The 25,214-nt window shown below is 44.3% G+C and carries 18 protein-coding genes, 29 tRNA genes and 3 rRNA genes; 48 read left to right on the top strand and 2 right to left on the bottom strand.

Going from position 1 to position 25,214, the window contains the following annotated elements; all coding sequences use genetic code 11:
• Positions 1 to 234 precede the first annotated feature (234 nt).
• The 7 genes from ACVPPQ_RS02170 (at position 235) to ACVPPQ_RS02140 (ending at position 5,393) form a co-directional block, all read left to right on the top strand.
• Positions 235 to 549 carry a hypothetical protein gene (locus tag ACVPPQ_RS02170; protein WP_106483046.1) on the top strand — a complete coding sequence of 105 codons (315 nt, stop codon included), beginning with the start codon at positions 235 to 237 and terminating at the stop codon, positions 547 to 549.
• Positions 550 to 561: 12 nt separating this feature from the next.
• Positions 562 to 1,173, top strand: coding sequence for a metallophosphoesterase (locus ACVPPQ_RS02165; RefSeq protein ID WP_463495390.1), 612 nt, complete (start codon positions 562 to 564; stop codon positions 1,171 to 1,173).
• Between the two features lie 19 nt (positions 1,174 to 1,192).
• Positions 1,193 to 2,614, top strand: coding sequence for a bifunctional metallophosphatase/5'-nucleotidase (locus tag ACVPPQ_RS02160; protein ID WP_463495388.1), 1,422 nt, complete (start codon positions 1,193 to 1,195; stop codon positions 2,612 to 2,614).
• Positions 2,589 to 3,206, top strand: coding sequence for a YutD family protein (locus tag ACVPPQ_RS02155; RefSeq protein ID WP_106483049.1), 618 nt, complete (start codon positions 2,589 to 2,591; stop codon positions 3,204 to 3,206). The genes ACVPPQ_RS02160 and ACVPPQ_RS02155 overlap by 26 nt, the downstream gene beginning before the upstream one ends.
• Positions 3,207 to 3,226: 20 nt before the next feature.
• Positions 3,227 to 4,012, top strand: coding sequence for a TIGR01457 family HAD-type hydrolase (locus ACVPPQ_RS02150; RefSeq protein WP_025083480.1), 786 nt, complete (start codon positions 3,227 to 3,229; stop codon positions 4,010 to 4,012).
• Positions 4,000 to 4,635, top strand: a complete 636-nt coding sequence (locus ACVPPQ_RS02145; RefSeq protein WP_463495386.1) for a TIGR01906 family membrane protein — start codon at positions 4,000 to 4,002, stop codon at positions 4,633 to 4,635. Before ACVPPQ_RS02150 ends, ACVPPQ_RS02145 begins: the two co-directional genes overlap by 13 nt.
• A 104-nt stretch (positions 4,636 to 4,739) precedes the next feature.
• Positions 4,740 to 5,393 carry a VTT domain-containing protein gene (locus ACVPPQ_RS02140; RefSeq protein WP_106483052.1) on the top strand — a complete coding sequence of 218 codons (654 nt, stop codon included), beginning with the start codon at positions 4,740 to 4,742 and terminating at the stop codon, positions 5,391 to 5,393.
• Between the two features lie 314 nt (positions 5,394 to 5,707).
• Here the strand turns inward: ACVPPQ_RS02140 and ACVPPQ_RS02135 are convergent, their stop codons facing one another.
• A complete protein-coding gene (locus tag ACVPPQ_RS02135; RefSeq protein ID WP_106483053.1) occupies positions 5,708 to 6,694 on the bottom strand; it encodes an NAD(P)/FAD-dependent oxidoreductase in 987 nt (328 codons plus the stop codon).
• Between the two features lie 154 nt (positions 6,695 to 6,848).
• Between ACVPPQ_RS02135 and ACVPPQ_RS02130 the strand changes: the two genes are divergently transcribed.
• The 37 genes from ACVPPQ_RS02130 (at position 6,849) to ACVPPQ_RS01950 (ending at position 18,679) form a co-directional block, all read left to right on the top strand.
• Positions 6,849 to 7,433 (top strand): peptidylprolyl isomerase, encoded by a 585-nt coding sequence (locus ACVPPQ_RS02130; RefSeq protein ID WP_463495384.1) that lies wholly within the window; start codon positions 6,849 to 6,851, stop codon positions 7,431 to 7,433.
• 259 nt (positions 7,434 to 7,692) lie between these two features.
• On the top strand, positions 7,693 to 8,070 hold the full coding sequence (locus ACVPPQ_RS02125; protein ID WP_463495382.1) for a CvfD/Ygs/GSP13 family RNA-binding post-transcriptional regulator: 378 nt from the start codon (positions 7,693 to 7,695) through the stop codon (positions 8,068 to 8,070).
• Positions 8,070 to 8,456 carry a hypothetical protein gene (locus ACVPPQ_RS02120; RefSeq protein ID WP_463495380.1) on the top strand — a complete coding sequence of 129 codons (387 nt, stop codon included), beginning with the start codon at positions 8,070 to 8,072 and terminating at the stop codon, positions 8,454 to 8,456. Before ACVPPQ_RS02125 ends, ACVPPQ_RS02120 begins: the two co-directional genes overlap by 1 nt.
• 391 nt (positions 8,457 to 8,847) lie before the next feature.
• Positions 8,848 to 10,419, top strand: a 16S ribosomal RNA gene (locus tag ACVPPQ_RS02115).
• A 90-nt stretch (positions 10,420 to 10,509) separates the two neighbouring features.
• Positions 10,510 to 10,583: transfer RNA gene (locus tag ACVPPQ_RS02110), tRNA-Ile, on the top strand.
• Between the two features lie 29 nt (positions 10,584 to 10,612).
• A tRNA-Ala gene (locus ACVPPQ_RS02105) sits at positions 10,613 to 10,685 on the top strand.
• 167 nt (positions 10,686 to 10,852) lie between these two features.
• Positions 10,853 to 13,771 (top strand): 23S ribosomal RNA (locus ACVPPQ_RS02100).
• Between the two features lie 90 nt (positions 13,772 to 13,861).
• Positions 13,862 to 13,978, top strand: a 5S ribosomal RNA gene (gene rrf / locus ACVPPQ_RS02095).
• Together the 16S, 23S and 5S rRNA genes with 29 tRNA genes alongside form the textbook arrangement of a ribosomal RNA operon.
• 10 nt (positions 13,979 to 13,988) lie before the next feature.
• Positions 13,989 to 14,061 (top strand) — tRNA-Val (locus tag ACVPPQ_RS02090).
• Positions 14,062 to 14,063: 2 nt separating this feature from the next.
• Positions 14,064 to 14,136: transfer RNA gene (locus tag ACVPPQ_RS02085), tRNA-Lys, on the top strand.
• A 27-nt stretch (positions 14,137 to 14,163) separates the two neighbouring features.
• Positions 14,164 to 14,247 (top strand) — tRNA-Leu (locus tag ACVPPQ_RS02080).
• A 39-nt stretch (positions 14,248 to 14,286) separates the two neighbouring features.
• Positions 14,287 to 14,359, top strand: a tRNA-Thr gene (locus ACVPPQ_RS02075).
• Positions 14,360 to 14,366: 7 nt separating this feature from the next.
• A tRNA-Gly gene (locus ACVPPQ_RS02070) sits at positions 14,367 to 14,438 on the top strand.
• A 14-nt stretch (positions 14,439 to 14,452) separates the two neighbouring features.
• A tRNA-Leu gene (locus ACVPPQ_RS02065) sits at positions 14,453 to 14,538 on the top strand.
• A gap of 14 nt (positions 14,539 to 14,552) precedes the next feature.
• Positions 14,553 to 14,626, top strand: a tRNA-Arg gene (locus ACVPPQ_RS02060).
• Positions 14,627 to 14,631: 5 nt separating this feature from the next.
• A tRNA-Pro gene (locus tag ACVPPQ_RS02055) sits at positions 14,632 to 14,705 on the top strand.
• Positions 14,706 to 14,726: 21 nt separating this feature from the next.
• Positions 14,727 to 14,800 (top strand) — tRNA-Met (locus ACVPPQ_RS02050).
• A 16-nt stretch (positions 14,801 to 14,816) separates the two neighbouring features.
• Positions 14,817 to 14,890 (top strand) — tRNA-Ile (locus ACVPPQ_RS02045).
• Positions 14,891 to 14,939: 49 nt separating this feature from the next.
• Positions 14,940 to 15,013, top strand: a tRNA-Met gene (locus tag ACVPPQ_RS02040).
• A gap of 3 nt (positions 15,014 to 15,016) precedes the next feature.
• Positions 15,017 to 15,090: transfer RNA gene (locus tag ACVPPQ_RS02035), tRNA-Asp, on the top strand.
• A 7-nt stretch (positions 15,091 to 15,097) separates the two neighbouring features.
• A tRNA-Phe gene (locus tag ACVPPQ_RS02030) sits at positions 15,098 to 15,170 on the top strand.
• 15 nt (positions 15,171 to 15,185) lie between these two features.
• A tRNA-Gly gene (locus ACVPPQ_RS02025) sits at positions 15,186 to 15,256 on the top strand.
• Between the two features lie 6 nt (positions 15,257 to 15,262).
• A tRNA-Ile gene (locus tag ACVPPQ_RS02020) sits at positions 15,263 to 15,336 on the top strand.
• A gap of 13 nt (positions 15,337 to 15,349) precedes the next feature.
• Positions 15,350 to 15,437 (top strand) — tRNA-Ser (locus ACVPPQ_RS02015).
• Positions 15,438 to 15,445: 8 nt separating this feature from the next.
• Positions 15,446 to 15,517, top strand: a tRNA-Glu gene (locus ACVPPQ_RS02010).
• Positions 15,518 to 15,548: 31 nt separating this feature from the next.
• Positions 15,549 to 15,638: transfer RNA gene (locus ACVPPQ_RS02005), tRNA-Ser, on the top strand.
• Positions 15,639 to 15,647: 9 nt separating this feature from the next.
• Positions 15,648 to 15,721, top strand: a tRNA-Met gene (locus ACVPPQ_RS02000).
• 3 nt (positions 15,722 to 15,724) lie between these two features.
• A tRNA-Asp gene (locus ACVPPQ_RS01995) sits at positions 15,725 to 15,798 on the top strand.
• Positions 15,799 to 15,805: 7 nt separating this feature from the next.
• Positions 15,806 to 15,878, top strand: a tRNA-Phe gene (locus ACVPPQ_RS01990).
• 5 nt (positions 15,879 to 15,883) lie between these two features.
• Positions 15,884 to 15,964 (top strand) — tRNA-Tyr (locus tag ACVPPQ_RS01985).
• Positions 15,965 to 15,972: 8 nt separating this feature from the next.
• Positions 15,973 to 16,043 (top strand) — tRNA-Trp (locus ACVPPQ_RS01980).
• Positions 16,044 to 16,098: 55 nt separating this feature from the next.
• Positions 16,099 to 16,171: transfer RNA gene (locus ACVPPQ_RS01975), tRNA-His, on the top strand.
• A gap of 7 nt (positions 16,172 to 16,178) precedes the next feature.
• Positions 16,179 to 16,250: transfer RNA gene (locus ACVPPQ_RS01970), tRNA-Gln, on the top strand.
• 33 nt (positions 16,251 to 16,283) lie between these two features.
• A tRNA-Cys gene (locus ACVPPQ_RS01965) sits at positions 16,284 to 16,354 on the top strand.
• Positions 16,355 to 16,389: 35 nt separating this feature from the next.
• Positions 16,390 to 16,473, top strand: a tRNA-Leu gene (locus tag ACVPPQ_RS01960).
• Positions 16,474 to 16,696: 223 nt separating this feature from the next.
• Entirely contained in the window at positions 16,697 to 18,058 is a 1,362-nt protein-coding gene (locus ACVPPQ_RS01955; RefSeq protein WP_463495379.1) for a C69 family dipeptidase, read from the top strand.
• Between the two features lie 15 nt (positions 18,059 to 18,073).
• Complete coding sequence (locus tag ACVPPQ_RS01950; protein WP_463495377.1) at positions 18,074 to 18,679, top strand: ECF transporter S component; 606 nt, start codon at positions 18,074 to 18,076, stop codon at positions 18,677 to 18,679.
• Between the two features lie 45 nt (positions 18,680 to 18,724).
• On the opposite strand, the gene ACVPPQ_RS01945 is transcribed toward ACVPPQ_RS01950, so the two are convergent.
• Positions 18,725 to 19,630 (bottom strand): LysR family transcriptional regulator, encoded by a 906-nt coding sequence (locus tag ACVPPQ_RS01945; protein ID WP_463495375.1) that lies wholly within the window; start codon positions 19,628 to 19,630, stop codon positions 18,725 to 18,727.
• 131 nt (positions 19,631 to 19,761) lie between these two features.
• Here ACVPPQ_RS01945 and ACVPPQ_RS01940 point away from each other — a divergent pair, with 131 nt between their 5' ends.
• The 4 genes from ACVPPQ_RS01940 (at position 19,762) to ACVPPQ_RS01925 (ending at position 25,192) form a co-directional block, all read left to right on the top strand.
• The gene (locus ACVPPQ_RS01940) at positions 19,762 to 21,402 is read left to right on the top strand and encodes a malolactic enzyme (RefSeq protein WP_463495373.1); all 1,641 of its coding nucleotides are present in this window, start codon (positions 19,762 to 19,764) and stop codon (positions 21,400 to 21,402) included.
• A gap of 36 nt (positions 21,403 to 21,438) precedes the next feature.
• The gene (locus tag ACVPPQ_RS01935) at positions 21,439 to 22,401 is read left to right on the top strand and encodes an AEC family transporter (protein WP_463495371.1); all 963 of its coding nucleotides are present in this window, start codon (positions 21,439 to 21,441) and stop codon (positions 22,399 to 22,401) included.
• A 201-nt stretch (positions 22,402 to 22,602) separates the two neighbouring features.
• Complete coding sequence (locus ACVPPQ_RS01930) at positions 22,603 to 24,045, top strand: catalase (protein ID WP_463495369.1); 1,443 nt, start codon at positions 22,603 to 22,605, stop codon at positions 24,043 to 24,045.
• A 205-nt stretch (positions 24,046 to 24,250) separates the two neighbouring features.
• Complete coding sequence (locus ACVPPQ_RS01925; protein ID WP_463496318.1) at positions 24,251 to 25,192, top strand: dihydroorotate oxidase; 942 nt, start codon at positions 24,251 to 24,253, stop codon at positions 25,190 to 25,192.
• Positions 25,193 to 25,214 lie beyond the last annotated feature (22 nt).

Genomic DNA, 25,214 nt, shown 5'->3' with positions numbered 1-25,214 from the left:
TGAAAAAAAGCCCAGATGAGGAGATTAATTTAAGTGAAAGGTAAAAAATTGAAAATATATTTGACAACGCTTACATTAAGCGGTATATTATGTTCGTAAGGTACTTATGCAATTACCTTTTTATCAATTCTCTTTCTCTCTTATGCCAACCACTGTCTACGGATAGTGGTTTTTTTGTGTACATATTGGTAAAATAAACATAGTTTAAGACGGATAAGAATAGGAAGTAATGATATGGCGGAGAAGTACCAGGTATTTGACATCATCGAAGAAATCACACGGATAGATGGGTCAACGTATTATGAATTGGCTAATATTTTCATGAATGGTCGGGGCGAATTGGCTGCTAATCGGGGTTTGATTAAAGAAGTTCGCATTCTACAATTGAATATTCCTCATTCAAATGCGGTTCAGACTTATGAACGGTATATTAATGACACTTACACGATGCCGACCGTTGATTTTGATCGGTGGGAAGAATGGCTTAAGACGGACGGATTGATTCAACAGGCGTTTAATGAGATATTAAAAGCAAACCATATTGGCTAGGGGGTATGTCTGGTGCTTTATTTCACGGCGGATACGCATTTTTTTCACGAAGCGTTATTAGGCGATAATGATTTTGCACCACGCCTGTTTACGTCAGTTGATCAAATGAATCAGACTATCATTACGAATTGGAATCAGCGGGTGCAAGCGACTGATCGGGTTTATTTATTGGGAGATATTGCATTTGTGCCGAACAAACCGACAGCGTTTGCGCAGGTCAATCAATTGTTGACGCAACTTAACGGACAATTGATTATGATTAAAGGTAACCATGATAATCGGGCATTTCTGAAATATTTAGCGCAACATAATCAACCGTTACCGGATGGTCGATGGCATTACCAGTTTGAATCAGTGGGAGCGTTAATAAAGGTCAATCATCATCAGTATTTTTTAACGCATTATCCGTTATTATTAGGGCGTGTTAAGCAAACATTTAATTTACACGGTCACATTCATCATTCGATGTTACCAATTGCGGAAAATATTAATGTCGGGTTAGATGCGCCTGAACGGGATCTATTACCGAAGTCACCCGCTTTTGGGACGCCGTTATCAGTTGCTGAGATTGAATTGATTTTTGAACGGAAACAAGCGGTATTAGCACAAGACGAGCAGCGTTAAACACTAAGAGGGTAATCAGATGGAAACAATTCATATTCTACACACGAATGATTTACATTCACATTTTGAAAACTGGCCGAGAATGCGCCGTTTCCTATTAGAAAAGCAACAAACCTATCGTCAACAAAACGAGACTGTCTATACGTTTGATATTGGGGATGCGATGGATCGCAGTCATCCTTTAACGGAAGCGACTAATGGTCAAATCAATACCGAATTGTTGAATCAGATTGGTTACGATGGGGTCACCATCGGTAATAACGAAGGCATTGGCAACAGTCATGCTGATTTAGAACATCTGTATGATCACGCAAACTTTCCAGTCTTGTTGGCTAATTTATTCGAACAATCCGATGAACAATTAGCTGAATTTGCGCAACCATATCAAATTATGACGACGGAAGCTGGGACGCGAGTGGCCGTGATTGGGCTGACCGCACCGTTTTTCTTAACGTATCGGCCGAACGGTTGGGATCCCGTGACGATTAGTGAAGAAATGCCCAAGTTATTGGCGACTTTAGAAGGCCAATATGATATCTTGATTTTATTGTCGCATTTAGGGATTACGACGGATAATTGGTTAGCCCAACAGTTTCCAGAAATCGACGTCATTTGTGGCGCACACACCCATCATCTATTGAAAGACGGCTTGGTGGTCAATCAGACTTTGTTAACTGCGGCTGAAAAGTACGGCCATTACATCGGCGACATTACGTTGACGCTAGAAGACCATCGGATTATCGACCAAGTGGCCCGCACCGTTTTAACCGCGGATTTACCAGTTGAAAAGACTGATAAAGCTGAAATCGAAGGTTATCTGACGCGGGGCCATGCGTTGCTGAAGGCCCAGACAGTGGCTGATTTACCAGAAATTTTACCGATCAAAGCGGTCGGGGAATCGCCGATGATGACGACTGGACTTAAAGCGTTGGAAACAGCGACCGAGACGGATGCGGCCATCTTAAACACCGGGTTATTTTTAACGGATTTGCCGGCGGGCGTCATCACCAAAGATGACGTCCAAACGCAGTTGCCCCATCCGATGCACCTGATTAAAGTCACGCTCAAAGGTTATGATTTATGGCGAATGGTGCTCGAAATGGAAAAGAATCGGTTGTTTTTACGTAAGTTTCCGATTAAAGGGATGAGTTTTCGTGGTAAAATATTTGGAGACGTTGTTTATGACGGGATTGCAGTTGATCTGAATTTACGCCGGGTCTTTTGGCACGGTCAAGAAGTGCAACCCGATCAGACGTACACGTTTGCAACGGTCGATCACTATTTATTCATTCCGTTTTTCCCGACGATTGAGATTGTCGGCGAAACTGAATTTGTCTTTCCTGATTTTTTAAGAAACGCAGTTGCTCATTATTTAGCACAAGAATACCCCGTACAACGGGAAAAGGAGGACCAAGGTGACAGAAACCAAACCAAATCCTAAATTGACTAAAAAAGTCACACAAGCGTTGGCCAAGGAAACGGAAAGTGCGCCAGTCGAAAAACAACCAGAAGTCCCACAACATGTCGTGGTTAAAAGTGAAACGACGTTAGAAATTGATAAATGTGCCTATGAAGTGGTGGTTGATTACCGCGACGGTTACCAACCAGATAAATTAAATGAACGCTATAACGATGTGTTAGCCAAATATGATTATATTGTGGCTGATTGGGGTTTTGAACAACTCCGGTTACGCGGATTCTATAAGACAACAAACCGGCGGGCTAATAAAGATCAATTGATTGATACGTTGGAAGACTATCTTTATGAATATTGTAATTTTGGCTGTCCCTACTTCGTCATTGAACGCCAAGGTAAACCAATCATTAAAAATGAAAACCGGCGCCACAACAACCGCCAACGGAATTCACAAAAGCGGCGGCGTCAACAGAAACCAGCTTTCACGGAACGCCAAGTCGTTGACAGCCAAAAGGTGGTTAAAGAAGAACCTAAAAAGGCCGTCACCACGAATAAAAAATCCGTTAATAAGCGCCATTTTAAGATTCGACCACTAGAAAGTGACACTAAAAAGTAAATTGGAGCGTTTAAAAACAGATGACAGATAATAAATATGCAGGTTATTTAATTGATTTAGATGGCACGATGTACCGTGGCAAAGAACGGATTCCAGAAGCGAAGGCCTTTATTGAACAATTGCAGGCGAAGCATTTAGATTTCATGTTCTTAACCAATAACACGACTAAGTCACCAGAAGCAGTCGTTCAAAATTTGGCAGACAACCACGATATTCACGCAACCGCTGACCAAGTTTACACACCATCGTTAGCGACTGCCCGCTATTTATTGAACTTAAACGGCGGTCAAGCTAACGGCAAAACAGCGTATGTGATTGGTGAAATTGGGTTGAAACAAGCGATTTTAGATGCTGGGTTTAGAACCAATGAATACGATCCTGACTATGTGATTGTTGGCTTAGACTATGACGTGACCTACCATAAGTTTGAATTAGCGACACTGGCGATTAAACGCGGCGCACTTTTCATCGGGACCAATGCTGATACCAATTTACCGAACGAACGCGGTTTAGTGCCAGGCGCGGGTTCAGTGATTGCCTTAGTGGAACGTTCGACACAACGTTCAGCCTTATACATTGGTAAACCCGAAACGATTATTATGGATATGGCGTTAGAACAGTTCGGCTTAACCAAAGAACAAGTCGTGATGGTCGGGGATAACTATAATACGGATATTAAAGCCGGCATTAATTCTGGGATGGCCACTTTATTGGTTTACACGGGGGTTTCAACACCAGCCGACGTGGCTAAAGAAGCAGCCCAACCGACGCACATTATTAATAGTCTAGCTGAATGGCAAGCTTAAAACGGCGCGTTGTTTCAGTGAGCGGTTGGCTCGTGACTTGGTTAGCGTTACTGAGCGGGGCGGTCGTCTTGACGTGTTTATTGAGTTGGCTGATTTATCCACTAGTCAGTAGTAGTGGTCATTTAGCGGCCAATCAACAGCTTAGTCAACCGCAATTGCTCAAGAATTTTAATCAATTAATGCGTTATCTATTATTACCGGGTGGTCAGTTGCGACTACCTGATTTTCCGATGTCAGCCAACGGTTACCAACATTTTGTTGAGGTGAAACGGCTCTTTTTATTGGCGGAAGTTGTCTGGCTTGTGACGATTGGACCGGCGATTTGGCAATGGCGACGGCGACAACAACAGGCAAAATTATGGCAATACATCGCACCGATGCAAATCGCGTTAGTGTTACCACTCGTACTCGGCTTTATCGCGAGTATGAATTTTGAACGCTTTTTTATTGCCTTTCATCAATTGCTATTCCGTAATTTGGATTGGCAGTTTGATCCGGCGGTCGACCCGATCATCCTCGTGTTACCCGCGAGCTATTTTGCCATCTGTTTTGGGCTGTTTTTTATCCTGATTGAAGGTAGCTTTGGCTGGTTATTATGGCGGGGCAAACGGTCGTTGCGTTAAACCAACTTTTTTATTAAGAAAGCCTAAAAAAGATTGCTTTGGCTGGCCGATTCGGTATGCTAGAGAAGTTAGTGTTAAATGAAAAAGAGTATAGGAGTGTCAACATGACGCAGTTAATTGATTTTGTTTTACATATTGATGCGCATCTGGTCAATATCGTCAACCAATTTGGCAATTGGACATATGTCATTTTGTTTGCCATTATCTTCATTGAAACCGGGGCGGTCATTTTGCCGTTTCTACCGGGCGATTCATTATTATTTGCCGCAGCAGCATTAGCGGCGCGGACCGATAATGATTTGAATATTTGGTTGTTTGCCGCGTTATTCTTAATTGCGGCGATTGCGGGCGATTCATTAAATGAACAAATCGGTCAACGTTTAGGACTGGCCGCTACGAAAAATCGGTTCTTTGGTAAATTTATCAACACTGAGAAAATTGCAGAGGCCCAGGTCTTCTTCGACAAATACGGTGGCAAGACGATTACGATTGGTCGGTTTATGCCGATTATCAGAACGTTTGTCCCGTTTGTGGCTGGTGGGAGTCAAATGCCATTTAAACGGTTCTTCCGTTACGATGTAATGGGTAGTGTGCTCTGGGTAGTGCTCTGTTGCGGCGCGGGTTACTTCTTTGGTAATATCGCAGTCGTTAAGGAACATTTTTCATTAGTCGTGCTCGGGATTATCGCAGTGTCATTGATTCCGATGGTTGTCACGGCCGTTAAAGGGCAACTGAATAAAAGAAAAGTGAATTCTTAAATAAGTGCGTTGAGTTGCGGGTAGCAACCGAGCATTAACAGAAAATCCCCCAATTATCTTGATTTTAAGATAACTGGGGGATTTTAGGTTAAGCGGAGATTATTGCGACTAAAAAGCACGTTTCAGAAAAGAGTGTTGACTGAACTGGTCAGCTTCTGAGTATAGCCTAGATTAGTGAATTATGACCGGATTTTGGGCATAGTTTGCTAATCGTAGCTAGACGGAAGAGGCTAGTTCAAAAGCACGTTTCAGAAAAGCGTGTACTTCTTTGACGCGCACCAGAAGACATCAATTTCTGTCACAGCTTGTTTAAATTACATGATTGACGTACTGTGCAACGGTTGACGCTTTTCAGGGAACAGACTGGTTAATAATTCGGTGACTGCAATTGGGGCTTCACCAAAACCGCTGGCGATTAGTTTAACTTTACCAGGATAAGTGACAATGTCGCCAATTGCATAGATGTTCGGGATGTTAGTCGCCATCTGTTGGTTAACGCTGACTTGATGGTGGTCCAAGGTTAAGTTCCAATCACGTAGAATTTTAGTGTCGGAGATGAAGCCGTAGTTGACGAGTAGCTTATCAACGGTCAAGGTTTCTTGGTCAGTTGATTTCATCTTTTTAAGATTTAACGTTAATTGTTGCTCAGTTTCGGTTAAAGCATCAATTAAAAATGGGGTTTTAATCTTAATTGATGAGGTTTTGAGGGCGTCGACACTGCTTTCTAAACCGCGAAACTGATCACGTCGATGGACTAAATAGACTTGCTTTGCGACTTTTTCGAGCATTAAGGCCCATTCAATCGCGGAATCACCACCACCAGCAACGGCAACGACTTGGTCTTTGAATTGGTCCATCTGTTTGGCGAAATAGTGGACATAATGATTATCCCAATTAGGGTTATAGTCGACTGCCAGTTTGCGTGGAGTGAAGGCGCCGTTACCGATGGCGACAATCACACCGCGAGTGTGCGTCTTGCCGTTAGTGGTTTCAAGGATAAAAGTGCCATCAGCTTGGGGCTGAATATTTTTGACGGCAGTTGATAGTTGAATTGTGGGTTTGAACAGGTTTAATTGCTCGATTAAATTAGCGGTCAGTTGGGCACCGGTGATGCCGGTGAAACCAGCGACGTCGAAAATTTGTTTTTCCGGATACAGGGTTGCGACTTGCCCCCCCAATTCTGGGAGACTTTCAATAATTTGGACATCGGCTTTACGCATGCCGGCGTAATAGGCGGCAAAGATGCCAACGGGGCCGCCACCAATAATGGTGATATCAAATAAATGGTTTGAATCGAGCATATTATAACTTCCTTACTCTTATATAGTAGACTTCCTAAGCTAGTATACTAAAAAGAAATTAGGAAAGCACAATAAAAGCAATAAATATTAATAGTAATTTAAGGCACAATTCGCTATGATATAAATTGAATTAAAAACTTGGAGGTAGATTAATATGGCATATCCACAATTAGATTTAGAAAACTATGCAGGTCCAACGGCAACTTTTGATACTAACCACGGTGAATTTACAGTCGCATTATTCCCAGAACAAGCCCCTAAAACCGTTGAAAACTTTATCGGTTTAGCTGAAAAAGATTATTATGACGGGATTGTTTTTCATCGGGTCATCAATGATTTCATGATTCAAGGTGGTGATCCAACTGGGACTGGGATGGGTGGCGAAAGTCTCTGGGGTCAAGCATTTGCTGATGAATTCAACCCAGAAGTATTCAATTTGAACGGGGCATTATCAATGGCTAATGCCGGTCCTAACACGAATGGTAGCCAATTCTTCATCGTGACTAATGAACATATTAACCAAAACATGTTGTCACAATTATCAGGTGCTGGCTATCCTGAAGAAGTCATCACGGCTTATCAAAAGGGTGGTACACCTTGGTTAGACTTTAAACATACTGTTTTTGGTCAAGTAATGAGCGGCATGGCAATCGTTAATGAAATTAACGCGACTGAAACAGGGATGCAAGACAAACCGGTTGAACCAGTAGTCATCAATCACATTACAATCAAACATTAAATTTAGTAACTAGCTGTGACAGAACTCGGTTATTAATTGAGTATCAAGTTGGAAATGCTGGTTATCCCAAACTAAGGATAACCAGCATTTTTGATTTGAACGGAAATTGATGAGTTCTGGCGCGCGTCAAAAAATAATGTCCGTTTAATATCAGAGTACGACGACTTATGTCATAACCTTTTTTTGATAACATAGAAGTCTTGCCTTTTAGGATCGATAAGGCTTAAAATAGATAGGATAATAATATGTGGAGGACAGTATGGACTATCGAATTGGACAAAAAGTGACTGGCGTTGTGACTGGGATTCAACCTTACGGCGTCTTTGTTTCATTAGACGAAACAGTACAAGGCTTAATTCACATTTCTGAGTGTGGGCATGGCTTTGTAAAGAACCTAGAAGAACAATTTACGCTAGGCCAACCAATTAAAGTGATTATTTTAGATGTTGATGAATATACACATAAGGTTAGTTTGTCTTTGCGGGCATTAGCACCAGAGCCTAACTTGTTAGTACAACGGGCTAAAAAACATTATTGGACCAACCGGCGAGTGCAAACGGGTTTTCAACCTATCGCAGATCGATTAGCAGATTGGACGCAAGCGGCATTAGATGATTTAGATAAGGGTGAGTATTGATGAGTGCAAAAGTAGCGGGAACAATCATGTACAAAACTGAAGCGGGCCAATACGTCTTTTTGGTCGAACCACAAACAAAAGAAACGTTTCAAATGTTATCCACTGAAAAAAATGAGCAACAAACACCACTTGCGGCGGTTTTAATTGCGTTGCAAGCAAAGCTGAATATTGATGTTAACCAGTTGCGATTAACGAATTTAGCCAATATTAAGTTAGATTCTGAGAATGTTTCCTTTTTTGTTTTCCAATGGAGTGAACATACGCCTGAATTTTATACCGAACAATTGGCTTTAATTAGTGAAGCGGGTTTCCAATTCAAGACCCCCAGTGAGTTCACGGCATTATTGGATAAATTAGAGGTGACCAGTGTTCCGCATTTAAATTAATTCGGACGATTGATGTATATCTATTCAATATTGTCCGCGTTTTAAATTATTTTAAGATTAATTAAAAAAAATATGAATAATTGCTTGACGGTCTAAGCTAATGTTGGTATAGTAGTCTATGTTGTCAGCGAGACAAACGGTTATCAATTTTAAAAATGTATAAGCAATCCATAAGTTGAATATTTATTCAAAAAATATTTAAAAAAAGGATTGACAAGCATTTTGGAAACATGATATACTAATCTAGCTGTTTCAACAACAGTAGATCTTTGAAAACTGAACAAAGTTTCGACAAATCAAATGTGTAGGGTCGCCCTTCGGGGCACAACATATTTGCGAAGTCAATTCGCTAGCAAATAAATTAAGTAACAAAAACAAGAGCTACAAACTTTTAATTGAGAGTTTGATCCTGGCTCAGGACGAACGCTGGCGGCGTGCCTAATACATGCAAGTCGAACGCACTCTGGAACTGATTGAAGAAGCTTGCTTCTGATTGAAGCTCATTTGAGTGAGTGGCGGACGGGTGAGTAACACGTGGGTAACCTGCCCTAAAGTGGGGGATAACATTTGGAAACAGATGCTAATACCGCATAAAACCTAGCACCGCATGGTGCAAGGTTGAAAGATGGTTTCGGCTATCACTTTAGGATGGACCCGCGGTGCATTAGTTAGTTGGTGAGGTAAAGGCCCACCAAGACTGTGATGCATAGCCGACCTGAGAGGGTAATCGGCCACACTGGGACTGAGACACGGCCCAGACTCCTACGGGAGGCAGCAGTAGGGAATCTTCCACAATGGACGAAAGTCTGATGGAGCAACGCCGCGTGAGTGAAGAAGGTTTTCGGATCGTAAAACTCTGTTGTTGGAGAAGAATGTATCTGATAGTAACTGATCAGGTAGTGACGGTATCCAACCAGAAAGCCACGGCTAACTACGTGCCAGCAGCCGCGGTAATACGTAGGTGGCAAGCGTTGTCCGGATTTATTGGGCGTAAAGCGAGCGCAGGCGGTTTTTTAAGTCTGATGTGAAAGCCTTCGGCTCAACCGAAGAAGTGCATCGGAAACTGGGAAACTTGAGTGCAGAAGAGGACAGTGGAACTCCATGTGTAGCGGTGAAATGCGTAGATATATGGAAGAACACCAGTGGCGAAGGCGGCTGTCTGGTCTGTAACTGACGCTGAGGCTCGAAAGCATGGGTAGCAAACAGGATTAGATACCCTGGTAGTCCATGCCGTAAACGATGAGTGCTAGGTGTTGGAGGGTTTCCGCCCTTCAGTGCCGCAGCTAACGCATTAAGCACTCCGCCTGGGGAGTACGATCGCAAGATTGAAACTCAAAGGAATTGACGGGGGCCCGCACAAGCGGTGGAGCATGTGGTTTAATTCGAAGCAACGCGAAGAACCTTACCAGGTCTTGACATCTTCTGAAAATCTTAGAGATAAGACGTTCCCTTCGGGGACAGAATGACAGGTGGTGCATGGTTGTCGTCAGCTCGTGTCGTGAGATGTTGGGTTAAGTCCCGCAACGAGCGCAACCCTTATTACTAGTTGCCAGCATTTAGTTGGGCACTCTAGTGAGACTGCCGGTGACAAACCGGAGGAAGGTGGGGACGACGTCAAATCATCATGCCCCTTATGACCTGGGCTACACACGTGCTACAATGGATGGTACAACGAGTCGCAAAACCGCGAGGTTAAGCTAATCTCTTAAAACCATTCTCAGTTCGGATTGTAGGCTGCAACTCGCCTACATGAAGCCGGAATCGCTAGTAATCGCGGATCAGCATGCCGCGGTGAATACGTTCCCGGGCCTTGTACACACCGCCCGTCACACCATGAGAGTTTGTAACACCCAAAGCCGGTGAGGTAACCTTCTGGAGCCAGCCGTCTAAGGTGGGACAGATGATTAGGGTGAAGTCGTAACAAGGTAGCCGTAGGAGAACCTGCGGCTGGATCACCTCCTTTCTAAGGAATAATACGGAAAACCTTGTACATTTGTTAGCGTCGAAACTTTGTTTAGTTTTGAGAGGTCTACTCTCAATAAACACGTTTTTTGGGCCTATAGCTCAGCTGGTTAGAGCGCACGCCTGATAAGCGTGAGGTCGATGGTTCGAGTCCATTTAGGCCCATTGTACCAAGAATTAGATAGTTACAACACGGGGGATTAGCTCAGCTGGGAGAGCGCCTGCTTTGCACGCAGGAGGTCATCGGTTCGATCCCGTTATCCTCCATAGATGGCAATAGTCATCGAAACTTTGTTCTTTGAAAACTGGATAATAAGTAATATTAGATTTAAAAGCCGAGAAAAACATTGCGTTTTAAAGAGTTTTTTAATAGAAGTATGAATTAGTTCATATCGCTAAACTCAAATAATAACCCTTTACCGTAGGTAAAGATAGGTTAAGTTATAAAGGGCGCACGGTGGATGCCTTGGCACTAGGAGCCGATGAAGGACGGTACTAACACCGATATGCTTCGGGGAGCTGTAAGTAAGCTTTGATCCGGAGATTTCCGAATGGGGGAACCCAATACCTTTAGTCGGGTATTATCATTAAGTGAATACATAGCTTAATGAAGGTAGACGCGGGGAACTGAAACATCTAAGTACCTGCAGGAAGAGAAAGAAAAATCGATTCCCTAAGTAGCGGCGAGCGAACGGGGAAAAGCCCAAACCAAGAAGCTTGCTTCTTGGGGTTGTAGGACAGAACATTGGAGTTACCAAGTTAAGTTGTAATCGAATCAGCTGGGAAGCTGAGTCAAAGAGTGTGATAACCACGTAGATTAAACAACTTAACCTCCGTTCTGGATCCTGAGTACGGCGGAACACGTGAAATTCCGTCGGAATCCGGGAGGACCATCTCCCAAGGCTAAATACTCCCTAGTGACCGATAGTGAACAAGTACCGTGAGGGAAAGGTGAAAAGCACCCCGGAAGGGGAGTGAAATAGATCCTGAAACCGTGTGCCTACAATTAGTCAAAGCTCGTTAATGAGTGATGGCGTGCCTTTTGTAGAATGAACCGGCGAGTTACGTTTATATGCGAGGTTAAAGTGAAAAGCTGGAGCCGTAGCGAAAGCGAGTCTGAAATGGGCGAGTGAGTATATAGATGTAGACCCGAAACCAAGTGACCTACCCATGTCCAGGTTGAAGGTGTGGTAAAACACACTGGAGGACCGAACCCACGTCAGTTGAAAATGGCGGGGATGAGGTGTGGGTAGCGGTGAAATTCCAAACGAACTTGGAGATAGCTGGTTCTCTCCGAAATAGCTTTAGGGCTAGCCTCGGAATATTGGATCATGGAGGTAGAGCACTGTTTGGACTAGGGGCCCGTCTTGGGTTACTGAATTCAGATAAACTCCGAATACCATTGATTTAGTTCCGGGAGTCAGACTGCGAGTGATAAGATCCGTAGTCGAAAGGGAAACAGCCCAGATCACCAGTTAAGGTCCCAAAATTTATGTTAAGTGGAAAAGGATGTGGCGGTGCACAGACAACTAGGATGTTGGCTCAGAAGCAGCCACCATTTAAAGAGTGCGTAATAGCTCACTAGTCGAGTGCCGCTGCGCCGAAAATGTACCGGGGCTAAACATAATACCGAAACTGTGGGTGGACACGTAAGTGTCCGCGGTAGGAGAGCGTTCTAAGGGCAATGAAGCTAGATCGTAAGGACTAGTGGAGCGCTTAGAAGTGAGAATGCCGGCATGAGTAGCGAAAGATCAGTGAGAATCTGATCCACCGTATGACTAAGGTTTCCTGGGGAAGGCTCGTCCTCCCAGGGTTAGTCGGGACCTAAGGCGAGGCCGAGAGGCGTAGTCGATGGCCAACAGGTTGATATTCCTGTACTAGTTTATTTTGTTTGAACGATGGAGGGACGCAGGAAGCTAAGGAAAGCACACGACTGGAAATGTGTGTCCAAGCAACGAGTCTTGAGTTGAGTGAAATGCTTGATTCTTTAAGGACAAGTTGTGATGGGGAGCGAAATTAAGTAGCGAAGTTCCTGATGTTACACTGCCGAGAAAAGCTTCTAGTGAGAAATAAACTACCCGTACCGTAAACCGACACAGGTGGTCGAGGAGAATATCCTAAGGTGAGCGAGTGAACTCTCGTTAAGGAACTCGGCAAAATGACCCCGTAACTTCGGGAGAAGGGGTGCTGACCGTCAGGTCAGCCGCAGTGAATAGGCCCAAACAACTGTTTATCAAAAACACAGGTCTCTGCAAAATCGTAAGATGACGTATAGGGGCTGACGCCTGCCCGGTGCTGGAAGGTTAAGAGGATGAGTTAGCGCAAGCGAAGCCCAGAATTGAAGCCCCAGTAAACGGCGGCCGTAACTATAACGGTCCTAAGGTAGCGAAATTCCTTGTCGGGTAAGTTCCGACCCGCACGAAAGGCGTAATGATTTGGGCACTGTCTCAACGAGAGACTCGGTGAAATTATAATACCCGTGAAGATGCGGGTTACCCGCGACAGGACGGAAAGACCCCATGGAGCTTTACTGTAGCTTGATATTGAGTGTTTGTATAGTTTGTACAGGATAGGTAGGAGCCGTAGAGATCGGAACGCTAGTTTCGATGGAGGCGTTGGTGGGATACTACCCCAACTGTATGACCACTCTAACCCGCGTCACTTAGCGTGACGGGAGACAGTGTCAGGTGGGCAGTTTGACTGGGGCGGTCGCCTCCTAAAGTGTAACGGAGGCGCTCAAAGGTTCTCTCAGAATGGTTGGAAATCATTCGTAGAGTGTAAAGGTATAAGAGAGCTTGACTGTGAGATTGACAAATCGAGCAGGGACGAAAGTCGGACTTAGTGATCCGGTGGTTCCGTATGGAAGGGCCATCGCTCAACGGATAAAAGCTACCCTGGGGATAACAGGCTTATCTCCCCCAAGAGTCCACATCGACGGGGAGGTTTGGCACCTCGATGTCGGCTCATCGCATCCTGGGGCTGTAGTCGGTCCCAAGGGTTGGGCTGTTCGCCCATTAAAGCGGTACGCGAGCTGGGTTCAGAACGTCGTGAGACAGTTCGGTCCCTATCCGTCGCGGGCGCAGGAAATTTGAGAGGAGCTGTCCTTAGTACGAGAGGACCGGGATGGACATACCTCTGGTGTACCAGTTGTTCCGCCAGGAGCATCGCTGGGTAGCTATGTATGGAAGGGATAAACGCTGAAAGCATCTAAGTGTGAAGCCCCCCTCGAGATGAGATTTCCCATTCCTTTATGGAAGTAAGACCCCTGAAAGATGATCAGGTAGATAGGCTAGGAGTGGAAGTACAGCGATGTATGGAGCGGACTAGTACTAATCGGTCGAGGACTTAACCAAAGGTGCAATGTTTTAGGCTTTTGAGATGATATTACTTATTATGCAGTTTTGAGAGAACGAAGTTCTTCTCAGTGCGAATAGCACAAATAGTGTGGTGGCGATAGCAAGAAGGATACACCTGTTCCCATGTCGAACACAGAAGTTAAGCTTCTTAGCGCCGATAGTAGTTGGTGGGAAACTACCTGCGAGGATAGGACGTTGCCACGCTATATTTGATGGAGGTTTAGCTCAGCTGGGAGAGCATCTGCCTTACAAGCAGAGGGTCACAGGTTCGAGCCCTGTAACCTCCATTGAGTCGTTAGCTCAGTTGGTAGAGCATCTGACTTTTAATCAGAGGGTCGACAGTTCGAGCCTGTCACGACTCATCGGCCAAAGTTACACGCCAAGAAAATGCGGGTGTGGCGGAATTGGCAGACGCGCTAGATTTAGGTTCTAGTGTCTATATAGACGTGGGGGTTCAAGTCCCTTCACCCGCATACAATTGAATAGTTTTTTTAATGAAAGCAATTTTTTTTGCCGACTTAGCTCAGTTGGTAGAGCATCTGATTTGTAATCAGAGGGTCGGGCGTTCGAATCGTCTAGTCGGCATTAAGATGCGGAAGTAGTTCAGTGGTAGAACATCACCTTGCCATGGTGGGGGTCGCGAGTTCGAATCTCGTCTTCCGCTTTCATTATGATATCGCCGGGGTGGCGGAACTGGCAGACGCACAGGACTTAAAATCCTGCGGTAGGTGACTACCGTACCGGTTCGATTCCGGTCCTCGGCATCATAATGAAAAATGCACCCATAGCGCAACTGGATAGAGTGTCTGACTACGAATCAGAAGGTTGTAGGTTCGACTCCTACTGGGTGCATAGAACGGGAAATAGCTCAGCTTGGTAGAGCACCTGGTTTGGGACCAGGGGGTCGCAGGTTCGAATCCTGTTTTCCCGATTGCAACAATATATATTTTTTGGCGGTGTAGCTCAGCTGGCTAGAGCGTCCGGTTCATACCCGGGAGGTCGGGGGTTCGATCCCCTTCGCCGCTATTGTTTTAAAGTGCTTGGACCTTTAGCTCAGTTGGTTAGAGCAGACGGCTCATAACCGTCCGGTCGTAGGTTCGAGTCCTACAAGGTCCATCATCACATTTGGTGAGATTTTGTAGTTGTATTATCTTATATATATTATCGCGGGATGGAGCAGTCTGGTAGCTCGTCGGGCTCATAACCCGAAGGTCGTAGGTTCAAACCCTACTCCCGCAATTTGGTCGCATGGTCTAGCTGGTTAGGACGCCTGCCTGTCACGCAGGAGATCACGGGTTCGAGTCCCGTTGTGACCGTTTAAATGGCTCAGTAGCTCAGTTGGTAGAGCAATGGATTGAAGCTCCATGTGTCGGCAGTTCGATTCTGTCCTGCGCCATATCATCATGAATATGCGGGTGTAGTTTAGTGGTAAAACCACAGCCTTCCAAGCTGTTGTCGCGAGTCCGATTCTCGTCACCCGCTTTTCATGGGCCTATAGCTCAGCTGGTTAGAGCGCACGCCTGATAAGCGTGAGGTCGATGGTTCGAGTCCATTTAGGCCCATTATCTAAATATTGGAGAAGTACTCAAGTGGCTGAAGAGGCGCCCCTGCTAAGGGTGTAGGTCGGGAAACTGGCGCGAGGGTTCAAATCCCTCCTTCTCCGTTTTGTATGGCCCGTTGGTCAAGTGGTTAAGACACCGCCCTTTCACGGCGGTATCATGGGTTCAAATCCCGTACGGGTCATTGTAACAGGTATTACTTTTTTATAGCTTATGGAGAATTACCCAAGTCTGGCTGAAGGGAACGGTCTTGAAAACCGTCAGGTGGGTCAAACCACGCGAGAGTTCGAATCTCTCATTCTCCTTTATATTATCGCGGGATGGAGCAGTCTGGTAGCTCGTCGGGCTCATAACCCGAAGGTCGTAGGTTCAAACCCTACTCCCGCAATTTGGTCGCATGGTCTAGCTGGTTAGGACGCCTGCCTGTCACGCAGGAGATCACGGGTTCGAGTCCCGTTGTGACCGTTTAAATGGCTCAGTAGCTCAGTTGGTAGAGCAATGGATTGAAGCTCCATGTGTCGGCAGTTCGATTCTGTCCTGCGCCATTTATGGAGGAGTAGCGAAGAGGCTAAACGCGGCGGACTGTAAATCCGCTCCTTCGGGTTCGGTGGTTCGAATCCACTCTCCTCCATTTTTTATAGGGATATAGTTTAAAGGTAGAACTACGGTCTCCAAAACCGTCAGTGTGGGTTCAATTCCTACTATCCCTGTTTATATGATATCTTGCATGAATATGCAGAATATGGTATAATATTACATGTTATGGCGGTATTGGTGAAGTGGTTAACACATCGGTTTGTGGATCCGACACACATGGGTTCGATTCCCATATACCGCCCTTTCATTGGGCTATGGCCAAGCGGTAAGGCAACAGGTTTTGATCCTGTCATGCGCTGGTTCGAATCCAGCTAGCCCAATTTTTTAATTTAGAACAGGATTTGTTCTTGTATGGCGGTATAGCCAAGTGGTAAGGCAGAGGTCTGCAAAACCTTCATCACCGGTTCAAATCCGGTTACCGCCTTTGCGTTTAGGCGCTAACTAAATGTTCATCAATATGCCGGTGTGGCGGAATTGGCAGACGCGCGGGATTCAAAATCCCGTTTCCTCACGGAAGTATCGGTTCGACCCCGATCACCGGTATTAATTATTATAACGGTAACTCAGTAATCATAAAGATTACTGAGTTTTTTTGTGGTTTCTAACTAAAATTGAATATATATACATAATATAATGGCATCATGGGCTATAATGACTTTAATGTGCAAAAACATTCAAGAATAAGTATAACAAATTTGGGTTTCCGTGTTAGAATAGTGCTTATACACGAACAATCTTTTTGGTCGGATGATAAGGAGTGGTATCGATGAAGAAAAAAATGAGTTCTTGCACAACGGTATTAGTCGGGAAAAAGGCATCATATGATGGTTCAACGATGATTGCGCGTAATGAGGATGGCTACGGGCGACCTAATCCGCAGAAGTTTGTGGTAGTTCAACCTGAGGCACAACCGGCAGTCTTTCGGTCAGAAGCGAGTGGTGTTGAGGTTCCTTTACCAACTTCATCATTACGATGTACATTAACACCGGACGTTGATCCAGCCTATGGCATCTGGGGTGGTTCTGGGATTAACAGCCAAAATGTCGCCATGACAGCTTGTGAGACGATTACGACTAATCCGGAAATTCTGGCAATTGATCCGTTTGTAGATGAGGGGATTGGCGAAGCTGACTTTTTAAGCATTACATTACCATATTGTCAGACTGCGCGCGAAGGGGTTAGTCGGTTAGGACAGCTATTAGAGACTTATGGGACCTATGAACCGAATGGGATTGCCTTTGCCGATCACGACGAGGTGTGGTATCTTGAAACGATTGGGGGCCATCATTGGGCCGCGATTCGGATTCCTGATGATGCGTATGTGATTGCACCGAATCGTTTTAACATTGATTACTTTGATTTTGAATCAGGGGATACGTTATTTGCTGCCGATTTACCCGCGATGATTGATCAGTTCCATTTGAATCCAGACAGCGACCAAGTTAATCTACGTCATATTTTTGGGAGTGCAACTGAAAAAGATTGTGCCTATAATAATCCGCGGGCATGGTACATCCAACAACACTTCAGTCTTAACCCTAGTGGACAGCCGACAGATCAGGATTTGCCATTTATCTGTCAGCCGAATAAGCAATTAACGATTGCCGACGTTAAATGGATGTTAAGTGCTCATTATCAAAACACGCCGTTTGATCCGTACGGTCAGGGGACGCCAGAAGAACAGCACCGTTACCGGCCAATTGGGTTGAATCGGAATGAAGAAGTCCATATTTTGCAGATTCGAAACGATGTGCCGGCTGAATTAGCGGGTATTCATTGGTTGGCGTATGGACCGAATCCGTTTAATGGCTTGGTACCATTTTATGCGGCGGTTGATCAGACGCCAACGGTTTATCGGCAAACGACAGTTGATTTTGATCCGAATAATATTTATTGGCTAAGCCGGTTAGTCGCCGTGTTAGGGGATACTAACTATAATCATTATCGGGAATTAACGACTAACTTTGAAGCTGATTTATTGGCACAATGTCGCCAACAACAAATTAATTTTGAACAAAAGCAGGTTCTTGCTTCCGCTGACTTAGCCCTTTATAATGAAACAGTAGCACAATTAGCTTTTAAGTTGACCAATCAATTATTAGGACAGATGGTGGCTTTGGGGCGTTAAATACTGGAGACTAGTATGCAACCACGTTTTCTAAACACCTATCGCATGAGTATCCTGGCGATATTAACAGCATTATTATTGATTCAAGGTTTCGTCCCGATGGTCGGGAATTTAACGTTGATTCCGGGGCTGCCGGCCATTACGACGATTCATTTAACGGTCATTATCGGTGCGATTATCCTGGGACCACGAGATGGTGCGATTTTAGGTACAATTTGGGGAATCACCTCACTAATTCGGGCCTATGTGATGCCGACCGATCCGTTAGCAATTCTGATTTTTCGTAATCCAATCATTGCGATTTTACCGCGGTTATTGGTCGGACTGATTGCGGGCAGCTTAGCGGTCAAATTACCTAAGGCGCCGACTAAAAAGACGCTTACCATGAGTCTGATCGCCATCATCAGTACGATGGTCAATACCGTCTTAGTAATTGGTTTGACGTGGTTGTTCTATCAACACCAAGCAGCCGGATTGTACCACACATCGGCCAATCAGTTAATCTGGGTGATGTTATCAGCCTTTACGATCAATGCGACGTTGGAAATTATCGCTGCGGCGATTCTAGTGCCCGCCATCGCAACCCCGTTATTAAGATTCAAACGAACGACTTCAAAATAAAAACTAGCCTAAGGCGGACAATTGTCTGCCTTTAGGCTAGTTTTTTTAGTGGGTTGAATCGAGGCGGTAGTCCCGCGCGATTTGAATGAAACTGTCTAATAAAGCTTGTTGGGTTTCAGAGAAACGCTGGCTTTTCCGGTAGGCCAATGAGATGTAGAAGGTTGGCTGTGGTTCATCAGTTAAATCGAGGCTAACGAGGTCATCGGCGGTGGTGACCCCGGTTTCGGTTAGAAAGCCAATCCCAGCACCCGCATGGACCATACTTTTAAGAATACTGGCATCAGACGTTCGATAAACGACCTTGGGGTGAATCCGATTGACTTTGGAAAGGGCTTTGAAGACGTGTGGATGGACAAAACCTTCAGCGAGCATGATGAATTGTTGATCCTTGAGTTCGGCAAATCCGATTTGTCGGCGGTCAGCCAACGGTGAATTCGGACTGACGATAATCTTAAAGCGGTGTTGTTCGATAATGTCCGCTTGAATGGTATCCGTACTAAGTGGGCTCGCCGATCCAAGTAAAGCCGCATCAATCCGACCGGCTTCCAAATCCGCCAATAATTCTGAAGAACCGGCTTCAATCGTTTCGAATTGATTAATAACCCCCGTTTGAACGAGTTTGGGGGCTAATTTTGAGAAATAGTATGTGCCAATAATCGGGGGTAAGCCGAATTTAAGTTTAGTCGCCGCAATTCGAGCCATATCTTTATCAGTTAAGGCGATTTCCTTGAGGATCGTTTGGGCGTGTCGATAGAGCTGTTCACCACTGGGTGTGATGATAATCCCTTGGTGTGATTGATCGCGGACAATCAGCTCAGTCTCAAATTCCGCCTCAAGTCGTTTAATGGCATAAGTAATCGTTGGTTGACTCACCGAAAAATGATTAGCGACCGCTGTAAAATTTTTTAAATTAATTAATTGCGTAAAATAGTCTAAATCTTTAATTTTCATGAAAAGCTCCTAGTATCATTGACTTTTAACCGGTCATATAAATCTATTTTATCATAGATCGAGGTTTTGACTATCAAATATGGGCTGCTCTATACTAAGCAATATTAACAAAGACAAAGGGGATTTTTGATATGAAGGAAACCGCACAACAAATTTTAAATGACCCATTTTTAAACAAAGGCACGGCTTTTACTAAGGCAGAACGCGCCCAATTTGGTTTAACGGGGATGTTACCACCCCACGTTCAAACATTGGCTGATCAAGTTAAACAAGCTTACGCCCAATATCAAACTAAAATGACTATGTTAGAACAACGCATTTTCCTGATGACTTTATTTAACGAAAATCGGATTTTATTCTACAAACTATTCAGTCAACACGTTGCTGAATTCATGCCAGTCGTTTACGATCCAACGATTGCCGATACAATTGAAAACTACAGTGCGTTATACGTGAACCCACAAAATGCGGCTTTCTTATCCATCGACGACCCAGATTCAATGAAGACGACTTTAACGAACGCTGCTGATGGGCGTGAAATTAAGTTAATCGTTGTGACGGATGGTGAAGGAATCTTGGGCATTGGCGACTGGGGGACACAAGGTGTGGATATCTCAGTTGGAAAGTTGATGGTTTATACGGCCGCTGCAGGGATTGATCCTAGCCAAGTTTTACCCGTTGTTTTAGACGCTGGGACCAACCGCGATAGTTTACTGAATGATGACCTTTATTTAGGTAATCGTCATGAACGGGTTCGTGGGGATCGTTATTATGCTTTCGTAGATCAATTCGTCCAAACTGCTGAAGCATTATTCCCTAATCTGTATTTACATTTTGAAGATTTTGGTCGGAGCAATGCGGCTAACCTCTTAAACAAATATAAGGATCAAATCGTGACTTTCAACGATGACATTCAAGGGACTGGGATTATCACATTAGCCGGGATTATGGGTGCGCTAAATATTTCAGGGGCTAAGATGACCAATCAAGTTTATATGAGTTTTGGTGCTGGGACCGCTGGTGCCGGGATTACACATCGGATTTTTGAAGAAATGCAACAAGCTGGTTTGTCAGAAGCCGAAGCACGTAGCCGTTTTTACATGGTTGATAAACAAGGGTTGTTGTTTGATGACGATCCAGAATTAACACCTGAACAAAAACCATTTGCCCGTAAACGCAGTGAATTCGCGAATGCTGCTGAATTAACGACATTAGAAGCGGCTGTTAAAGCGATCCACCCAACTATTTTAGTGGGGACTTCAACGCAACCAGGGGCTTTCACTGAAAACATTGTCAAAGAAATGGCCGCCCATACTGAACGGCCAATTATCTTCCCATTGTCTAATCCCACTAAGTTAGCTGAAGCGACTGCGGAAGATTTGATTAAATGGACTGACGGTCAAGCACTAGTAGCGACTGGGATTCCGGCTGCACCAGTTGACTATCAAGGTGTCACATATGAAATTGGTCAAGCGAACAACGCGTTAGTTTACCCCGGTTTAGGTTTAGGCACGATCGCATCAACCGCGAAAGTTTTAAATGATGAAATGATTAGTGCCGCTGCCCATTCATTGGGTGGGATTGTAGATCCAACTGAAGCAGGGGCTGCTGTCTTGCCACCAGTGACTAAACTAGATATTTTCTCACAAACGGTTGCGAACGCTGTTGCCGAAAGTGCAATGGCACAAGGCATCAACAAAGAACCAATTGCGGATATTAAACAAGCCGTTGCTGATTTAAAATGGGTACCAGAATACAAAACGGTTCAGTAAATTTGGGCATAAATAATCAATAGGAGTGTGAAAGAGTTGGACGCATTTTTAACATCTTTATCAAGCGTGATCGAAATTGTGGTCGTGATCGCATTGGGGTTCTGGTTACGGAGTTCGAAGAAATTTGATGACAATTTTAAGGGTAGCATTTCATTTTTAATTATGAACGTCGCGTTACCGTTATCGATTTTCGTTTCGGTTTTGGATAACTTAACCCGTGAAAAATTAGTCGGTTTATCCGGCGGTTTAATCTATGTCTTAATCAGTTTTGCTTTAGGTTACTTAGTCGCATGGCTTTTAACCAAAATCTTCCGGATTCGTCCGGGCCGGCGGGGAACGTTTATCAATATGTTTGTTAATGCCAATACAATCTTTATTGGATTACCATTGAACCTCGCTTTGTTTGGCGATAAGAGTTTACCTTATTTCTTGATTTATTACGTGGCCAATACGGTTTCAACTTGGGCGATTGGGGTCTTCTTCATTTCAAGTGATGATCCTACTAAAGAAAAGGGCGCTGCTAAAGGCAAGTTTAACTGGCGTAAATTATTACCCGCACCCCTCATTGGCTTCCTAGCAGCCTTAATCTATCTATTAACCGGTCTGCCATTACCAAACTTGGTTGATAAAACATTCTCAATGGTAGGTGGCATTGTGACACCCATGTCATTAATCTACATTGGGATTATCTTGGCTGACGCTGGGTTGAAGTCGATTCACTTCGACCGCGATACAGTGCTCGCTTTATTGGGGCGCTTTGTCGTGGCGCCAGCCATTATGATGGGCATCATGCTCTTCTTCAAGAATACGGCGACAATCCCGACGGTTGAACAAAGTACATTAATCATTCAAGCCGCAACACCAGGATTAGCCGTCTTACCAATTCTTGTGGGTCAAGCGCATGGCGATGTTGAATACGCGACCAATGTGGTGACGACCAGTACAGTTCTATTCGTAGTCGTCGTGCCAATCTTGATGCAAATTATCCAACATATCTAATTAATTATTATGAAAAGACGTTGGCCAATCGACAACGTCTTTTTTGTGCAATAAAAGAATAGTGGATACAGTAATTTTGCGGATGAATATTTCCCGGGTTACTTTAACGATTAATCAGGTTGAATGAGCATAATCATTGTAATTTCCGGTAAGCGCAGTAGAATTAGGTTGTACAAAATCTTTTTTCGGGAAGTGGCGACGATGACGGAACACTTAACAACCAATGAAGGCCAACCTTGGTCGGACAACCAACATTCACAAACAGCCGGCCAACGCGGACCGGTTTTAATTCAAGACTATCAATTATTGGAAAAATTAGCGCATTTTAACCGGGAACGAATTCCTGAACGGGTGGTCCACGCTAAAGGCGCTGGCGCCAAGGGTTATTTCAAAGTGACGCGCGATATGAGTGCTTATACTAAAGCCGCGGTCTTTAGTGGTGTTGGCAAACAAACGCCGTTAATCACCCGGTTTTCACAGGTGGCGGGTGAAGCCGGTTATCCAGATACTTATCGGGATGTGCGGGGGTTTGCGGTCAAGTTTTATACTGAAGCAGGTAACTACGATATTGTTGGGAATAATACGCCCGTCTTTTTTGTGAATGATCCGTTGAAGTTTCCCGATTTCATTCATTCCCAAAAAAGAGATCCACGGACCCACGCTCGCAGTCAGGATATGCAATGGGATTTCTGGTCATTATCGCCAGAATCAGTCCATCAAGTGACGATTTTGATGAGTGACCGTGGGATTCCAGCCAGTTATCGGATGATGCATGGCTATGGGAGTCATACCTTTAAATGGGTCAATGCCGCCGGCGAACAATTTTGGGTCAAGTATCATTTTAAGACGAATCAGGGTGTGCATAATTTAAGCAATGAATTGGCCGCTAAACTGGCTGGTCAAGATACCGATTATTTACAAAATGATTTGTTCAACGCCATCGAGCAAAAGGATAATCCTAGTTGGACGGTGGCCGTTCAAATCGTGCCATACGATGAAGGCCTTAATTATAAGTACGATATTTTTGACGTGACGAAGGTCATCTCACAAAAAGATTATCCGTTGATTGAAATTGGTCAGATGGTGCTCGATGAGAATCCAACGAATAATTTTGAAGACATTGAAGAATTGGCGTTTTCACCCGCTAATCTAGTACCTGGAATTGAAGCTTCACCCGATAAATTGTTGCAAGGTCGGTTATTCGGGTATAAAGATGCTGAACGTTATCGGTTAGGCGCCAACTATGAACAACTACCCGTTAATCGGCCGCAGGTGGCGGTGCATAATTACGCACGCGATGGCGCGATGGCCCAAAATCAAGATGGCAGTATCAATTATGAACCCAATAGTAGTGACGGCCCAACAGAAGTACCGACCGCTCAAATCCATGGCGATCAATTAACGGGTAAAACGGGTCATTATGCGGTTAATGATGATTACTACACGGCAGCGGGACGTCTTTATCGGTTGTTGTCGGCGGAGGAACAAACGCGGTTGATTGACAATATTGTCATGAATTTAGGCCAAGTGACTAAACCGGCCATTCAAATCCGAGAAGTTCGTCAGTTCTATCAAGCAGATCCAGAATATGGGCAACGGGTTGCAAGTGGCCTTGGATTGGCTTTAGAGCAGATTAAAATTTAATGAGTTGATTGGGTTAGGATGACGCAATCGACGAGTCATTAACTGATTAGTTTTCTGAAAATGAAAAAGCTTGGGCAACCAAGCTTTTTTTGTGCTTTCAAGCAATTAAAGTTCGTGTTTTTTGCTTTTAATTAATAATTTACTGGAAATTACAAAGCAAATCACGTATAATTATTTGAAATAAGTGAGAAAAGGGGCGAATAAATTGATTTCAACTAAAACAACGTTAGCAGGTTTTGAATTTGATAACTGTTTGATGAATGCAGCCGGTGTTTATTGTTATGACGTAGCTGAATTAGATCAAATGCAAGCATCGAAAGCGGGCACGTTTGTCACCAAAAGTGCGACATTACAAGCACGAACGGGGAATCCAGAACCGCGCTATTTGGCAACACCATTGGGCAGCATCAATTCGATGGGGTTACCTAATCACGGTTTACCTTATTATTTAGATTATGTCAGTCAGCAACAAATTGCAGTTCCGAACAAAATCTATTTTCAATCGATTACTGGTTTTAATATTGATGAAGATGAACAGCTATTAGCGCAGATTACCGCTTCCGATTTTAAAGGCATTGTTGAATTAAATTTATCGTGTCCCAACGTACCAGGTAAACCACAAACCGGTTATGATTTTGAAACGGTTGAACGGATTTTAACGCGCGTATTTGAAGTCTATCAAGGCCCATTAGGCATTAAATTGCCACCTTATTTTGACATCGTGCATTTTGACCAAATGGCCGCTATTTTAAACCAATTCCCATTAGCGTTTGTCAATTGTGTCAACAGTATTGGCAACGGGTTATTCATTGATGCGGCGACTGAGACGGTTACGATTAAACCTAAAAATGGTTTTGGCGGAATTGGTGGCGATTATCTAAAACCGACGGCACTAGCCAATGTGCACGCTTTTTACCAACGCTTGAAACCTGAAATTCAAATTATCGGTACCGGTGGGGTCAAATCCGGCCAAGACGTCTTTGAACACCTATTATGCGGGGCCAGCATGGTCCAGGTCGGAACGGCACTTCAAAAAGAAGGTCCGCTGATTTTCGACCGGTTAACGGCAGAATTAAAAACAATTATGCAACAAAAAGGTTATACACAAATAGCCGATTTCCAAGGACAATTAAAACATTTAGATTAGGATGGCGTTTTAACATGAAATA

Source organism: Latilactobacillus parafuchuensis, assembly GCF_055271665.1.
Note: the sequence above shows the minus strand (reverse complement) of the source record. Positions and strands in the feature narration are given on the sequence as shown.